At 40.4% G+C, this 16,376-nt stretch carries 12 protein-coding genes; 1 reads left to right on the top strand and 11 read right to left on the bottom strand.

Translation table 11 applies throughout. From position 1 onward, the window contains the following. Positions 1 to 14: 14 nt before the first annotated feature. From IEW05_RS07770 to IEW05_RS07720, 11 genes are all read right to left on the bottom strand, one after another. Positions 15 to 485, bottom strand: a complete 471-nt coding sequence (locus tag IEW05_RS07770) for a low molecular weight protein-tyrosine-phosphatase (protein WP_188537410.1) — start codon at positions 483 to 485, stop codon at positions 15 to 17. A gap of 174 nt (positions 486 to 659) precedes the next feature. Then, positions 660 to 1,919 carry a tyrosine--tRNA ligase gene (tyrS, locus tag IEW05_RS07765; RefSeq protein WP_188537408.1) on the bottom strand — a complete coding sequence of 420 codons (1,260 nt, stop codon included), beginning with the start codon at positions 1,917 to 1,919 and terminating at the stop codon, positions 660 to 662. Positions 1,920 to 2,286: 367 nt separating this feature from the next. Beyond that, entirely contained in the window at positions 2,287 to 4,317 is a 2,031-nt protein-coding gene (locus IEW05_RS07760) for an alpha/beta hydrolase fold domain-containing protein (RefSeq protein WP_188537405.1), read from the bottom strand. Between the two features lie 166 nt (positions 4,318 to 4,483). Further along, positions 4,484 to 6,811, bottom strand: a complete 2,328-nt coding sequence (locus IEW05_RS07755; protein WP_188537403.1) for a glycoside hydrolase family 66 protein — start codon at positions 6,809 to 6,811, stop codon at positions 4,484 to 4,486. A 64-nt stretch (positions 6,812 to 6,875) separates the two neighbouring features. Next, positions 6,876 to 8,519, bottom strand: coding sequence for a glycoside hydrolase family 13 protein (locus tag IEW05_RS07750; protein ID WP_188537401.1), 1,644 nt, complete (start codon positions 8,517 to 8,519; stop codon positions 6,876 to 6,878). A gap of 8 nt (positions 8,520 to 8,527) precedes the next feature. After that, a complete protein-coding gene (locus IEW05_RS07745; RefSeq protein WP_188537399.1) occupies positions 8,528 to 9,361 on the bottom strand; it encodes a carbohydrate ABC transporter permease in 834 nt (277 codons plus the stop codon). A 16-nt stretch (positions 9,362 to 9,377) separates the two neighbouring features. Beyond that, positions 9,378 to 10,322 (bottom strand): carbohydrate ABC transporter permease, encoded by a 945-nt coding sequence (locus IEW05_RS07740; protein WP_188537397.1) that lies wholly within the window; start codon positions 10,320 to 10,322, stop codon positions 9,378 to 9,380. Between the two features lie 33 nt (positions 10,323 to 10,355). Further along, positions 10,356 to 11,627, bottom strand: coding sequence for an extracellular solute-binding protein (locus IEW05_RS07735; RefSeq protein WP_188537394.1), 1,272 nt, complete (start codon positions 11,625 to 11,627; stop codon positions 10,356 to 10,358). Positions 11,628 to 11,830: 203 nt separating this feature from the next. Then, on the bottom strand, positions 11,831 to 12,835 hold the full coding sequence (locus tag IEW05_RS07730) for a LacI family DNA-binding transcriptional regulator (RefSeq protein ID WP_188537392.1): 1,005 nt from the start codon (positions 12,833 to 12,835) through the stop codon (positions 11,831 to 11,833). Positions 12,836 to 12,992: 157 nt separating this feature from the next. Beyond that, the gene (locus IEW05_RS07725) at positions 12,993 to 13,940 is read right to left on the bottom strand and encodes an SDR family NAD(P)-dependent oxidoreductase (RefSeq protein ID WP_188537391.1); all 948 of its coding nucleotides are present in this window, start codon (positions 13,938 to 13,940) and stop codon (positions 12,993 to 12,995) included. A 30-nt stretch (positions 13,941 to 13,970) separates the two neighbouring features. Then, positions 13,971 to 14,558, bottom strand: coding sequence for a TetR/AcrR family transcriptional regulator (locus IEW05_RS07720; RefSeq protein WP_188537389.1), 588 nt, complete (start codon positions 14,556 to 14,558; stop codon positions 13,971 to 13,973). Between the two features lie 389 nt (positions 14,559 to 14,947). Between IEW05_RS07720 and IEW05_RS07715 the strand changes: the two genes are divergently transcribed. Continuing rightward, positions 14,948 to 16,300, top strand: coding sequence for an MFS transporter (locus IEW05_RS07715; protein ID WP_188540773.1), 1,353 nt, complete (start codon positions 14,948 to 14,950; stop codon positions 16,298 to 16,300). Positions 16,301 to 16,376: the final 76 nt, after the last annotated feature.

Genomic DNA, 16,376 nt, shown 5'->3' with positions numbered 1-16,376 from the left:
AAGATCTCCTTATTCTACAAACCTTGCTGTTCTCGAATATACTTAAGTAAATTTACGCAGCCTTCATCCACCATCTCGTATACCTCTTCAAAATTACCCGTGTAATAAGGATCTGGAACATCTCCACCAGCATGTTTCGGTACGAATTCGAGTAGTTTCTTCACTTCAGCTTGATGATCTGTTGGGAACAGAGGAGTTAAATTAGTGACGTTCATATCATCCATGGCAATAATATATTTGAAATCATTGAAATCTTCCGTACTCACCTGTCTTGCAAACATCCCCGAGTAATCAATACCATATTGATCGAGGATTTTACGAGTCCCTTCATGAGGGGTATGTCCGACATGCCAATCTCCTGTACCTGCAGAATCAACAACTATTCGATCTGATAACCCTACATTTTTTACATGATTACGAAATACGGCTTCTGCCATTGGTGACCGACAAATATTACCCAAACATACAAACAGTACTTTAATCATATTTTAATTACCTCCTATAATTAGCTGGAACCTTGAAAGGGAGCATTCATTAGTATCATTTAAATATTTAAAGCAAGTTGTACTCTTGTCAACTGTACTAATAATCGAATTTTTTTTCAATGAAATTACAAAGGAACCTCCCTTAGAACTTTAAAGAGGTTCCCCTATTTTCTTCTATGACAATTTCACCAAGCTATAATTTTTCTTACCTTTACGGATAATGATGAAACGGCCGCCAATCGCTTGATCAGCTGTCACTTCCAGTTCCACATCGGTAATCCGCTCCCCGTTCATCGAGAGCGCACCTTTCGTAATATCTTCACGCGCTTGACGTTTGGAAGGCTCAATGCCTAGATCAACAAGCCAATCAACGATATTCTTCGATTCGAGCGTTGCTTCGAATGTTGGCATTTCTTTGAAGCCTTGCTCAATCTCATCCGCAGTCAGCGATTTAATATCGCCGCTGAACAAAGCTGCAGTAATGCGTTTGGCCTGTTCCAGCAATTCCTCGCCATGAACGAATCTCGTCATTTCCTCAGCCAGCGTTTTTTGAGCTTCACGTTTATGTGGTTCGGTCTGCACTTTTTCTGCCAGTTCGTCAATTTGCTCTTTCGAAAGGAACGTAAAGTACTTCAGATATTTCACGACATCACGATCATCGGTGTTTGCCCAGAACTGGTAGAATTCAAATGGCGTCGTCTTGTTCGGATCTAACCAAACCGCCCCACCCGCTGTTTTACCAAATTTCGTCCCATCGGCTTTCAACATAAGTGGGATCGTAAGTCCAAATGCTACTGCTTCGGATCCTTCTTTCTTGCGGATCAAGTCTAGACCACTTGTAATGTTGCCCCATTGATCAGAGCCACCGATTTGCAACTGCACATCTTCATTCTGGTACAGATGCAGGTAATCAAGTGACTGCAAGATTTGATAAGAGAATTCTGTAAAAGAAATACCGCTATCTAATCGGCTTGACACAACATCCTTTGCAAGCATTGCATTGATGCTGAAGTTTTTACCGTAATCACGCAAAAATTCGATCACATTGATTTTGTGCGTCCAATCGTAATTGTTTACCATCCGAATTTGATTGTCTCCATCGGTCACAAACAGCTTTTTCATTTGTGCGGTAAGAGCATCAACATTTGCTTGAACTTGTTCCAATGTTTGCAATGATCGCTCGGATTGACGACCACTTGGGTCACCGATCGTACCCGTTGCGCCACCGATCAGAATGACCGGACGATGGCCTGCTAGCTGAAATCTTTTCAGTACCATGAATGGAATCAAGTGACCGATATGCATACTGTCACCCGTTGGATCTACGCCGCAGTATAGCGAGACGGCTTTCTGCTCAGTCAATTTTCTAAGCCCTTCGGCATCTGTTTGTTGATTAATGGCGTCACGCCATTCAAGTTCGGCGATAATATTCATAGCTATACCACTCCTTCAAATTAGTAGATATCCTATTACGAAAAATCATTCCTTTTGCGAACAACAAAAAATCGCCCCTTGTCTATTGTAGACATAGGGACGATTGAATAACCGTGTTACCACCCAAATTGCACCAATGGACTCTCGCACTTACGTGCGCCATTCATGCCACTCTTAAGCGAGTTATCGTTCGCCACTTCCGCTCGGCATTACCCAAGATACTCCAGAGTGTAATTCGCTAACTTAATGTGTACCAAGGTTCCATCAATCCCCGGCTTTCTAGAACAGTGATTAAGCTGCTACTGGGCTCTTTCAACGTATATCGTATATAAGATTACAGACAGTATAGTGAAATAATTTACTTATGTCAATCAACCAAGTACAAATCCCCAAAAGCATGAATATTCTTGGCTGTCCCTATTCCGCTATTGAACTCCAGCCATCCTTTGCGTCCATTCCCGTCATTATCATTAATAAGCATAGAAAATTTCAATTTCACACCTTGTTTCATAGCCTTAGTGTCCTCTGTCAATTCGCTCCATGGAATAGCCATCTCATAGATTGTTTTATTATTATTGCGGATGATTGCTTGGTCAATTTCAACATATTCACCCATTCCAAAACCCGCCGGTGCCATCCAACGCCACTTGGACAAGTCCCTCTTATCAGTTAAAGCTACACCCATTTCATGGTAATCACCTGGAACACTACCATCTTCATTCGCTACACCAATCGCAAACTGAACGCTATCTCCGTTCCAAATCGCATCTCCATTCTCCTCTTGGGAGTGTTTATCATCTGTAACTTCCACTGCAAGATATAGGTTATTGTTATCCCATGTTAAATGACCGACCCCGCTAGTATCTTGCACACCTTTCCAATTATCCATCTTAACATCATTCACATCGAAAGATACTTGCTCTTTCCATTCTTCCAAGTTACCGTCGATCTGGATTGGATTTGAGAGCTTATGAATGCGTAACGCATGAAATGAGTCCTCGGTCATCTGCAATAATGTATCCGAATTGTTAAGTCCTCTCACGGTCCGCTTCCCTTGTACCAGATCAGGGATATCTATCGTTTGGCTCATGCCTGGATCTAATTCATCTACTATGGAGGTAAAAGATCCTTGAGATGCTTGATCCGTGTCATATGTGAATTGAAGAGATCCATTAAAACGTCTATTCGATTGATTGGTTACTTGGACATGAGTTTTTATTTTTTGGTCGGTGTTATCAAAATAAGTCTCAAAACTAACATTCAATGGATCGATGACTTTTACACTAAGCGCAAAGCTCCGATCCGGCTCTTTACCGTGCTCCTGAGCAACAATGATCGAATAAATTCCCCGATCTAAGCTAATAGGAATTTGTACTCGCAAAGACGGATTGTCTTTAGTGTTAACTAACGACCATCCCTCTGGCAAAGTAATGTTTAGTATTCCTTCATCTAAATTCTTAATGTAACCTTGGGGCAGTTTAATATCGAATTGTTCACCAGTAACGGCCATGATCCCCGTGCTCTCCGGAAGCCACTCGTTTTGGGGACGACTCAATACATTCCAAAGGAAGTGTGATGAATTTTCAACAATCATGTCAAAGTATTTTTCGTTCTTATAATCATGTCCCACATTCTCCATCGTTAATAGATTATGATAAATTCCCTTCTCCTCAAGTGCATTGTTAAAATTTAAACTCTGTTGGTACGGTATGGATTGGTCCTGAGTTCCATGAACGATCAATACGGGAGGATAATGATCCTGTAGACCTAATCTCAGCGATCCTCCGTATATATCTATAATTGCAAATATCGGCTTAATGTAAGAGGGTTCACGAATCAAGTATTCATTGACAAAGTTTATCGAGAGTATTCCCCCTGCAGAATCACCACCTAAAGCTATATGTTCAGCATCTAGCCCATAAGTAGTTGCATTATTCTTAACCCAACCCATCACGTCGTATATATCCTCGTAATCATCTGCGAGAGTCTTGGGATAGTTGAAAGACGGGTTGACCTTAAGTCTATAATCTATGGACAAAACGACATATCCTCGTTTGGCAAGATCTGCGGAAATGGTTGCCGCATCGCTCTTCGTTCCCATATAAAACCCGCCGCCATGAATGAAAATAACTACCGGTCTTTGCTTGTTAGTATCATTAGCAGGTTCATACAAATCAAGTTTCAAGTCTTCTTTGGACTCTGTCTCATTTTTCTTGCTCGCATAGACGATATCTCTTTGCACATTAACATCATATATGGGAGACAAAAACCTGACTCTGCTCTGTTCGTTGCTGAAGATAATATGATTTGACATCATATCGTATCGTGATACGAACAACCAAGCTGCTAATATTATCAGTAGTAGAATCGTAAGAACGTATATGAGCCGTTTCTTCAATATATAACCTCCCGTTGGATGATAATGTAAATCTAGATTCATTGTAGTGCTCAAGTTTGTCTCTAACAAAGATGTATTCCTTGGTTTATTGGGAGTAATAATACGCATTTCTTCCGACAGCAAAAGGGATGCTCCATTGGAGCATCCCTTAAAGATCTATCCTCAGTTATTCAACTTTTTTCAATTTGACCTCATCGATCTCAAGATTAGAGCCTAGAATACTCTCATGGTGAATGGTGATCTTCAGTCGTCCGTTTCTCACTCGTACTTCTTGTTTGATAGAACCCGTAGATTCCCCAACCGGTAAATCGACGAACACATTCGGATAACCTGTTCCGGTTAATTCCATACGTGAGATATGGGCCTTCATCCCATACTGCTTACCTGTTAAGCTCACTTCATATGTACCGTCTTCTAATCCAGTCACGGTTTGGCTCATACTTTGTGCGAAGTGTAGCCCCTCAAAGACAATCTTTCCATCTTTCACTTGTGCCACATCATTGTATAAGCTCCAGTGATCAAGACCCGATTTGATATCACCATTAGCCAATTCTTCCTTTGTTTCGTACAGTTTAACTTGTCCGATACTTTCGTTATGTGTAGAAGCCGCCGTATCTTCCTCCGAAAAATACAACATGTTCCAATATTCTAACGAAGGTACCGTTAATTCCACATAAGATCCATTTGCATCAGAACCTTTTGTAAAATCAAGTTTGTGTGAACGAGAATTGTAAGCTGGATCTGGTGAAGTCACCCATGCGGATTGAATATTTTTCTCCGAGTAGTATCTCACTCTTACATCCGACAACATGCGAGGCGTATCTTTCTCGCCTTCATTCGCACGCCAATCGTCGGTACTCACATCCACTAAATTAATCATTTGGATGGTATCATATTTCGTATCCGATTTGCTGTAAGCCCAGATCGTCTGCGCTTGACCATCGATACTTGAATCGTAATCGGCTACTTCGATGAGATTTCCATTGTCCTCTTGCCCATCACGCAGTAAATTTTGATAGGCGACAATGAAATCTTGTAATGCTGACTGTCTTTTTACATGTTCTGGTGTCATATATAGATTTTTATACGGGAAATACTCATTCGAGAGCATGTTCACCCCATCACCTAGTTCAATCCGTGACCCACCGGCTGCGTATACCGCTGCATCTGTTAACAATACGGCAGACATATTAAATGGCACGCTTGAATTTCGCTGTGCATAATCATATTCCATATAGGCAGGAATAATTAAAGACTTGCCTCCACTTTCTTGTCTGGATTGATCAATTTCACGTTTTAACCCCATGTAAGTATCATATTGGTTGCCCTCACTATCGTGATCCCAAGGCCACATCTCTGTATACAATACGTCCACATTCGATTTATTCACGTTCTCAATCCCTTGAGCCCCTACCGGGTTAAAAGCCAGATATTTATCTTGTCCCAACATTTCTTTGGCCTTATTCAAAAATTCTGTATAGCCATCCTTGACATATAGGGTTTGCATGTCATCGCCACGATTGTCAGAGGTCCACATTTTCCCCCACTCACCAACCGTATCGCCGTGCCATCCGTCAAAACCCATCGTCTGAATGGCTTCAATATTTTGCTTAATGATATAATCCTGCCATTCTTGATTTTGGATATCAAAGAAATATAAGTCCGATTGACCTGAAGGGCTTGCCCCCATGTGGAACGTAAAACGATCCCCTTTAACTTGGCCAGGTCCTCCATGATTTTCGGCATACCATAGACCCCATTCGTCTTTCACACCAAACTCAGCAAAATTATTGGTTGCTGCGTAAATCATATTGTAGGACATGTTGACCATATTACGGTCCTTCGCAGCGGCGATATAATCTTTGACCGTCTGCCCTGAAATTTTTCTGCCCGCCCAATCTTCCCATTCCATGGAACCGTCAGCCGGAACAGGTTGATGATGCAGATACTTCCAGTCATAATATTCAATAGCATTGAGACGGAAATCTTTGAGCGTTTCCATCACCTTTTCCGTATCTACTTTGTCGCTATACTCCGTCACATAACCATAACGAGGGAACTTCGTCCATTCGGAAGAGACATCAACACCCATCGTTTCGGAAGTCACTGTGTTACCTTTATTGTCTTGCAATTGGAAATCAAACAAGTAACCTTTATAATCTTCATCTGGTGCTGTCCATGGGATCTCAATATTAGTGGATTCATAGCCAGTTACCGAAAAATTCCCTTCTACTACTTCTCCCACTTGTTGTGCCAGATGGCTAACGGTCAACGTATAGTTCCCTTTTACATTCTTATCTGTCACATTTTCTAGTTTTGCGATGACTTTAACTTGAGCAGTGGGATCATACATGGCTTTATCTGTTGTTAATTGAATAATCTTCACGCTACTCTTATCTATTTGGGCTTGATCAAGCACATTTTCACATCCTGACACTACACTTATTGTTAATAAACATGCTGACACGGTACCGATAATTTTGAGAAATCTCATACTCTACCTCCAAGATTTACTTATGAAAAGAGCTCACATAAAATGGACATGTGAGCTTTAACATTTAAACCTTTACAACAAATACCTCATACGGCTTTAACTTCACAGATTTCACAACAATTTCTTGTCGATTGTAGTTACTTATGATGATTTCCGCGACTTCTGCATCCACTGAAAATTCATTGTCCGTCGAAGAAATATTCGCAACGATTAACCATTTTAGACCTTCATATTCACGATAATAAGCGAATACTTCTTCAGCTGTATGTTCAATCAGCTCAAAATCTCCCCAGACGATGATCGGGTTATTCTGACGAAGGTGGATTAACCGACGATACGTATGGAAAATAGAATCTAAATTCTCTAAGTTATCTTTTACATTGATCAGTTTATGATTTGGATTCACATGCAACCAAGGAGTTCCTGTCGTGAAGCCAGCATGGTCACTGTCATCCCATTGGATCGGTGTGCGTGCATTATCTCGGCCTTTTGCGTTAATCGATGCAATGATATCTTCAACCGCATACCCATTCGCTAAACGATCATGATACATATTTACGGATTCAATATCTTCTACTTCATCAATTGTTGTGACGGGATAATTGGTCATGCCTATTTCTTCACCCTGGTAGATGTAAGGCGTTCCTTTCATCATGTGCAAGAGAACCGCATACATTTTGGCACTCTGATCATGGAATTGTTGATCATTACCCCATCTCGATACAATCCGCGGTAGGTCATGATTATTCCAGAATAGACTGTTCCAACCCTCGTCACCCAATGATGTTTGCCACTTCGCTAAGACCCTCTTCAAGTCGGCGACACTTAGCGGTTTTAAGTCCCATTTATCTTTGCCTTCTTGTTGATCCAAACTTACATGCTCGAATTGGAACACCATAGATAGTTCCTTTCGTTTCGGATCAGAATATAGTTTGGCAATTTCAGGGGTTGCTCCCCATGTTTCGCCTACCGTAAGGACATCATGGGAACCGAAGGTTTGTTGATTCATTTCTTGCAGGTAATCATGTAATTTGGGGCCATTCCCCGTAATTTCTTGATCAGGGATTTTGCCGACCAAATCAATTACATCCATTCGGAAGCCCCCAACACCCTTATCCAACCAAAAATTCATCATATTGTAGACCTCTTGGCGAACCTTTTCATTCTCCCAGTTCAGGTCTGGTTGGCGTTTGCTGAATAAATGCAGGAAATATTGTCCGCTTGCTTCATCTAATTCCCACGCAGTCCCGCTGAATGTAGAGGTCAGGCCATTAGGAACTCCCCCATCTACAGGATCACGCCAAATATAGTAATCGCGGTATTCATTATCCTTACTTTTCTTAGCTTCAACGAACCATTTGTGTTCATCCGAAGTATGATTTACGACTAAGTCCATGATCATTTTGATACCCGCATCATTGGCTTTCGCAATCAATTCTTCCATATCTTCCATCGTTCCGAATTCATCCATAATATCTTGATAGTCACTAATATCGTAACCATTATCATCATTGGGAGATTTATAAACTGGTGATAACCAGATCGCAGTGATCCCTAAATATTTCAAGTAATCAATACGGTTAATAATTCCTCTTAAATCGCCAATCCCATCTCCATCACTATCCTGGAAACTTCGCGGATAGATTTGGTACACTACAGCAGTCTGCCACCATTTCACTTCTTTTTCTACAGGTGTGGTCTCACTCATCAATTCCATTATCCTTTCACACCACCATCGTCAGTTTCTTTAATAAAGTATTTTTGGAACGTAATATAAATAATCAGAATTGGAATCAAGGCTATAAGTGCCGCTGCAAACACAAGTCCCCATTGAGTTGCATTTTGCCCTTGAAACAAGCGAATCGCAATCGGTAAAGTCCGTTTCGAAGCCGTTTTAATGATTGTTAACGCCGCGAAGAATTCATCCCATGTCCCCATGAACGATAGAATGGCTAACGTAGCTATTGAAGGTCGGCATAACGGGAGGATGATCCGGCTGAACACAGTAAAGCGACTTCCCCCGTCAATCATGACGGATTCTTCATAATCATTCGGTAATTGTTCAATAAACCCTTTGAGAAAATAGGTGTTTCCCGCCACACCGCCACTAATATAGAGTAGAATTAGCCCTCGGTATGTATCGATTAAATTCAAACCATTCAAAACAGTATATTGAGACACTAAGGCAAGCACGGCTGGAATCATCATCGAGAAAAGATACACGTTAAAAATTACATTTTTGCCCCGGAAACGTAGTTTCGCAAACCCATAAGCGGAGGCTGTTGAAATCGCAAGCGTTAACACCATCGTGACTAATGAAACAAACAAACTGTTTACGAAGTAACGTGAGAAACTATTGGATGTCCACGCGGAAACAAAATTGCCTGTATAGAATTCTTTTGGTATCAAAATAGGAGGGTTAGGCATCGTGTACGTATCTTTGGTTAATGCAGTCGCCAGCATATATAGGAAAGGCATGATAGCAAGAATGGATGCCCCTATAAGCAATACTTGTAGAACTAATTGCATTGCTATTTTTTTCTTCTTCATAGGTATACCATCCTTTCTATTGCCCTTCTTTAAATGCTCTACGTTGAATTAGTGTAATTCCAATGACCACGATGCCCATTACTATAGATACCGCAGATGCATAACCAAACTTAAATTGAGAGAATGCTTGCGAATACATGTAACTATTCAGCGTTTCCGTCTTACCCATAGGTCCTCCACCGGTGATCATAATGACCTGAATCATAATGCCGAAGGCACCGATCGTTAGCTGAACGATCGAATAGATGGTTGTTTCTTTAAGTAATGGGATGGTAATTTTGAAAAAAGTTTGGAACGCATTCGCACCTTCGATTTTCGCTACTTCGTACATACTTTTGGGTACAGATTGAAGGGCGGCCGTGTAAATAATCATGACCCAACCCACGCCTTTCCAAATACATAACGCCCAAATTACGATATTTGCTGTAGTCGCATTTTGTAACCAAGCGATGGGTGTATCAATCAAATTCGCCTGAATAAGTGCGTAGTTAACCAGCGAGCCTTTTGTATCTTGAAAAATATACTTAAATAAAACGGATACAACGATCCAGCTCGAGATAACCGGAATATAGAGCAAAATCTTGTAGAGAAGACGGCCTCGAGTGAGATTATGAATGATGGTTGCAAGCATCACGCCAAGGATCAACTGTCCGGGGACGGTTACGATAACCGCCCACAGACTATTTTTAAAAGCTACCCAGAAATATTTGCTTTCACCCAAAGCACCATCTGAAAAGAACATCGTTCTAAAGTTATCTAGTCCAATGAATTTACTTGGCTGCCCGGGAAGGATATTGTACTCTGTAAAAGCCATATAGAAGTTTTTGACTTGTGGATACAAAACGAATACCAAGAAAAGTACAACGCCAATACCTGTGAATAGCCACGCATCTCTTGTCTCAGACCAGCTGTATTTGTTCTTTTTTGAGTTTAATTTCTTATATCGATCTGAAAACTCCATGGCTTGGTCCTCCTTTTAGTTCTATCATGCTCTTTATTTTGTTAATAAGGCATCCACTTGTTTTGCAGCATCATCTAATAGGGCTTTTGGAGTTTCATCTGTTTTGATAGCTGCTTCAAATGCTTTTGTGATGACGTTATTGATTACAGTCCATTCTGGTGACGGCACACGAGATACAGCCGTTTTCAATTGTTCCATGTAAAGACTCAACATTTCATCGTTTTTGACAAAATCTTTTTGTCCTGTTTTGGTATTCACAGGCATCATACGTAGTTCTTCGCCAAATATAGTTTGTGCTACGTCAGAAGCTAAGAATTTAGCAAAGGTGTAAGCTGCTTCTTTATGTTTACTAGAGTTGAAAACAACTGTATTTTCTCCACCATTGGTTTCGATACTACCAGCTAATCCTGCTGGGAATAATGAAAATTCCATGTTATCTTTAACATCTTGGTTGGCCGACGCGAACCATGGGCCATCGTCAATCATCATATAGTTATCGCCCTTGAAGCCTTCCCATGAACCTAGACCGCCTTCAAATGACTTACCAACCAATCCTTCTTTGTTCCAAGAAACTAATTGTTCGAGTGCTTTCACACTTGTATCACTGTTCAAATAACCTGTTGCTTTCGTGTAATCTTCATTTGTATATGTTCCACCAAGAGAGAAGAAGTATGGCATCGTTCCCCAAACCTCGATATTTTGCGGAGCAAAGCCGAAAGTTTCATCATTCGAGATTTTTTTAGCAGCTGCAACTAATTCATCGAATGTTTTTGGAGCTTCTGTCAATCCAGCTTTTTCTAACAACTTTTTATTATAAATAGCGATCTTGGTATTGGTATCTAACGGTAAGCCATAGTATTTACCATCGTAGAAGTTAGAGGACATAGGGCCTTCGAACATCTCACTCTTAATCGCATCAAATCCTTCATATCCATCCAGTGGCTCTAGAGCTCCTAGCTTGGCATATCTAGGAACATCTACTATATCCATGCGAGCTAAGTCAGGCGCACTACTTCCCGATACGGCTTGTACTAATTGCTGATTAAACTCATCCCCAGCCGGCATGCGCGTTGCATCAATCTTAATGTTGGGATACTCTTCATTAAATTTCGCAATGACTTTTTTTTCAAATACTTCTGTTTCTACATCGCTAAAGGTATGCCACATCGTTAGCTTGACTTTCTCGTTACTAGGAGCACTATTATTTTCGGAAGCTGCTGGTTTATTATTACCGCCACAAGCTGTAACCAAGCTCATTAACAATGCCGTTGAGGCAAACAGTGTCAATACTTTTGTTGTTTTCATAAAATTTGTTCCTCCGATTTTATAAAATATAGGTTAAATCTTAAAATCAGTTCTGAAACGCTTACAAGCAAATTTAACAAAACTTAATTTTTCATTTGCCCTTTGGCATGAGTGCTAATACATGATTTCTCCTTTCAATGAAATAAAAGATGAAGATCAACGCAACGTAAACGTTTACGTAATGTATAAAAAAATATCTTGATTTAAGATAATTTTTTTACGGATTGACGAATAACCAATTCATGTGGAATCACGATTGAATCAATCTTGGTTTTATTTTGGATCGAGCCTATCAATTTCAAGCAACCTTCGCTCCCCATCTTATAAAATGGTTGAGCAACAGTTGTAAGAGGAGGTATGGACATATAAGAAACCGTAGAATTATCATATCCTACTAATGAAATATCATTAGGTACGCTAATACCATTCTCAAAGCAGATTGAAATGATACCTAAACCCGTTTCATCACTAGCACAGAATACTGCCGTGATAGGAGCTTGGTCCTTAATAAATTCTTGCATGGCTTTTTTTCCTGACTCAAAACTAAAATCCCCAGCTTTGATCAAATTCAAGTCAACCTTAATCTCGTGGTCTATTAAAGCTTGAATATACCCATTAATTCTCGGGGTACCCGCTATGGGATCATCAGGATTAGCTCCTGCCATCCCAATGACACGATGGTTATTCTCAATAAGATAATTCACGGCTGTATAGGCCGCACTGAAATCATCAACCTTGATATAAGGTGTATCTTCGCGATTCGTTTTTGTAGATAGCAAGATAAAGGGGATATCAAGTGACATCAAAGCTTCAATTTCTGCTTCGTGCAACTCGACAGATACAATAATGATCCCATCTACCCTTCTTTCCCCCATCAAATTTAAACTCTCATGAATTCGGCAACCATTAATGCCAGCATGGGTTAATATAACGCTATACCCATTCTCGTAAGAAGCATCTTCAAGTCCATTAATAATGTCACCATAAAATGTTGTAGCGACATCCGGCATAATCACACCAATGGTATTGGTTGACTTTTGCACCAAACTTCTAGCGCTTTCATTCTTCCGATATCCTAGTGCTTTCGCCACAGCCATCACTTTTTTCTCGGTTTCCTCATTGTACCCACCAAGATTGTTAATTACTCTTGAAACGGTTGCAGTTGAGACACCAGCAACTCTTCCAATATCCTTAATCGTAGCAGCCATAGCGACAAAATTCACCTCCTGTTAGTAAACGTTTACGCTTTATGTATTACATTGAAATCTTGAATTAAATGAAATCTAATTAAACGTTTACGTACACAGATTAGCATCCTTCTTTTTATCTGTCAAACATTTTTTGAACCATTCTTAAAAAAACAAATTAACTAAGATAACTTTTCATCAGTGCAGTACATATCCTCCATATCTGTTCAACATTATCAACATCCGTCGCATAGCTAGGATAACTAGCTGAGCCGAATAGATTTCTCAATTGCACTATACCCTTCTCGCTAGTGGATGACTGAACGATCTCACGCTTATGGTTGATAAGCTGCCCTGTCACATTTTTAAAAGCATCCGAGGTGCAAATATGAAAGTAAGTATCAGCCATACCCGATGGTAAAGGGTTGCTCAGATTTTGCAGTTTTGCTAGAACTCTCCACAAGGGACTCATTTTTTGAATGGTCTCTTCAGATAGTTTCACACGATTAATTTGCAGGGCATTAACTTGGATCCCTTGGCTCCTTAGTTCCTCAGCCATTTTGAAGGTTAACATTAATAGCGCCATTTTGGAGTCTCCATACATCTTATATACACTAAAGGGCCGTGAATCACGAAGTTCGCCGCGCAGATTATCGAAATCAATTTTCCTTTTCGGGTCGAAGAAGTGCTTGATGTTCGTCGTACAAGCATGGAGTACTCTTGGATCTTGCGACTTTTGGAGATGATCTACTAATAGATTTGTCATCAGGAGGGGGCCAAACGTATTCGTAGCAAAAGTTAATTCAATATGATCAGGGCTAAGCTTATATTGTTTCTCGCCATGATTTAAGTAAGCGGCGTTATGTATCAAGATGTCTAAGCGAGGATATTTTTCTTTAAAAGCTGCGCAAAATGAACGTATGGATTCAAAGGATGAGACATCTAGCTGCAATAGATCTACATTAGTATTGTTAGATTTTTGGATGATTTCTTGTTGTACAACTCTACTAATATCCATATTGCGACAAGCCATGATAACACGATACCCTTCGGTTGCAAACTTTAGTGCCGCGGCTTTTCCTATCCCCGAATTAGCGCCTGTAATGATGACGATTTGACCCTCCATGATATGTACACCTCCTAAATTCGTACACGATCAATCCTGTATATCCAATTTTCCAGCTTTACGCATTTGAGCAACAGTGATGATATCTGTAGCAACGCTGTCTAAGATTTCAATACTTTTCTCCTCATTAAAATCGTCCGGAAGTAATCCATTGGCCACCATAAGGGAAAGGCCAGTCTGGAAAATTTTCATTTTTAATAGGATGGTCATCAGCTCATGTTCTGTTAAGCCCTTGAGATCAGGGTCTTGTTTCATCATTTCAATAAGCATGCTCATTTCTTGATCTTGCTCGTTGATGTGATCATTTTTCCTCATGACTAGGTCCCGGAATAACACACTATATTCCTTAGCGAACCGCAAACTGGCGACTCCAATGTCATGAAACGGGTGCCCTGATTTTTGTTCCATTAACAATTGTTTGCTAACAGCGATCGTCTTCTGGATTACCTCTTGGAGCAATTCGTCAACGTCTTTAAAATTCACATAAATTGGAGCAATTGAACTACCTAGTCGATCTGCTACCTTTCTGATCGTAATTCCATCAAATCCCTCAACTCTGGCAATTTCAAATGCTGCATCGACGATTTGATCTTTCGTAAATTTAGGTTTAGGTGCCATGTCTTTCTCCTTTAGTTGAAGCGATTAACCCAATATATATCAATTGATATATATCGAATATTATACATTGATTTCTTAATTATTCAACGTTTTTAGATCATAATTTTGAAGAAGAAAATGGCATTACCCTGATTTCTTATACTTACCTTGGTAAAGTTCATTATAGTTAATTAATCCCATAGATCAGCTGCATTTATGAAGTATAATTATTTCAATCTTTATATACTAATTATTTAATCAGGAGGCGTTACGATGAGATACAACTTGCAGATAAGGGTACAAAAATTTGGGGAAGACGCATCACTGGCCCTGTAAACTGCGCGACTCCCTTTGAGTTATAAAGGGGTTATTCATTGACAAAGCTGGTTGTAAGTAGTATTCCAAAATCTATGGTTTGGCTAAGTATTCTTGCATTTTTTAGATTTCTTAACGAGACCGTATTTAATGTTTCATTGCCGGATATTGCCACCCAGTTTGGCATCGCGCCTTCGGTCGCAAATTGGGTAAATACGGGCTTTATTCTAACGTTTGCGATAGGAACAGCAGTATATGGCAAGTTGTCGGATTTGTATGGTGTGAAGAAACTACTTCTATTCGGCCTATTCATGTATGGCACAGGGTCCTTAATCGGCCTTCTGTTCCATTCGTATTATCCTGGTGTGCTAACCGCTCGCTTCGTACAAGGAGCTGGAGTATCAGCAGTTCCAGCGCTAATTATGGTTATCGTTGCCCGTTGCATTGAACCGATACATCAGGGTAAGGCATTTGGTATGATCGGATCTATGGTGGCTTTTGGTGAAGGCATCGGTCCTGTGATCGGTGGAAGCATAACCGGTTATCTTCATTGGTCCTTTTTATTTATCTTGCCGATGATGACACTTCTGACGATTCCATTTTTCATTCAAACATTGCCTGACGAACCTGCAACAACAGTGAAAATTGACTTTGTCGGGGCGTCGTTATTATCCGTAGGGGTTATGACATTTACGCTATTCACAACGCTGTACCATCCGGTATTTATAAGCATTAGCGTAATATGTTTCATCGGATTTATATTGCGTATTCGACATGTGGAGCACCCTTTTATTGAGCCATCCTTGTTCGGTAGGAAAACATTTATCATCGGTGTACTCACGGGAAGCATCTTGTTAGGAACGGTGGCTGGTTATGTGTCGATGGTTCCTTACATGATGAAAGATGTGCATCATATGTCGACCAGTCTCATTGGAGTAGGCATTCTTTTTCCGGGTACGGTCAGTGTGGTCCTATTCGGGTTCATCGGTGGTGTATTGGTTGATAAACGAGGAAATCTGTTTGCCATGTTGACCGGCTTATGCATGATAGGTGTAAGTTTTCTGAGCGTTTCGTTGTATTTAGATGAAGCCCCTTGGCTTATTTCTGCTGCAATGATCCTAACTTTCAGTGGTCTCTCTTTTGTGAAAACCGTTATCTCCGCTAGCGTAGCGGGAGCACTGCATTCGGAGGAAACCGGTTCGGGCATGGGCCTGCTGAATTTCGCCTGCTCCCTAGCCGAAGCAATTGGCGTGGCTATCGTTGGAGGTTTATTGACCCAACCTTGGTTGACCTCCCCCTTTTTACCTACGATAACCAACGTTGCTGCATTTCTCTACAGCAATCTAATACTGATCTTTATCGCAACTATAGCCATTGGAGGTTTAGTATTCTTGGTCGTCTTTAGCCGAATACAAGATCCGTCTAAAAAGTCATTCATCGAAAAGTAAACTATAGTATTCATGACGAGATAAAGAATGTCCCGAATCATTCATTGAATGGATCTGGGCGTTCTTTTTTCATTCT

Source organism: Paenibacillus segetis, assembly GCF_014639155.1.
In the GTDB taxonomy this organism is placed as follows: Bacteria; Bacillota; Bacilli; order Paenibacillales; family Paenibacillaceae; genus Fontibacillus; species Fontibacillus segetis.
This window is presented reverse-complemented; position numbering and strand designations above follow the sequence as displayed.